Origin of the sequence: Salmonella sp. NW884, from assembly GCF_051700745.1 — a bacterium.
Classification (GTDB): domain Bacteria; phylum Pseudomonadota; class Gammaproteobacteria; order Enterobacterales; family Enterobacteriaceae; genus Salmonella; species Salmonella enterica.
Genome location: NZ_JAMMDE010000049.1, coordinates 1 through 339, shown reverse-complemented (window position 1 = coordinate 339; position 339 = coordinate 1). Strand labels below are relative to the sequence as shown.

1 protein-coding gene is annotated in these 339 nt (G+C 63.7%); it reads right to left on the bottom strand.

Translation table 11 applies throughout. From position 1 onward, the window contains the following. Window positions 1-339: sodium ion-translocating decarboxylase subunit beta (locus NA197_RS23460; RefSeq protein WP_181380811.1), on the bottom strand; the 339-nt coding region annotated here is incomplete at its 3' end.

The following is a 339-nucleotide window of genomic DNA, read 5'->3' as shown; positions in this document are numbered from 1 at the left end:
CGCCAGGTTCTCCATCTGGCTCTGCACCGACGGCAGCGCCAGCGCTAATGCCTCTTTAATGGCGTGCACGTCCGGCGCGCAGTTGAGCTTCGCGGCAATCACCGCCAGCTGCCCGGCGTCGTGATGCGCCAGCAGGCTTTCCAGCGCGGTCAGCGCCATACCCGCTTCCGGGATGTTGGAGAGCAGGCCGCCGAAGCCAATCGGCAGCAGCAGTAACGGTTCGAACTTTTTCGCAATCGCCAGCCACAGCAGCAGCAGGCTGACCAGCAGCATGATGGCCTGGCCTGCGCCAAGGTGCATCAGCCCCATGCCCTGAAGCAGGGCGTTCAGACTTTCCAT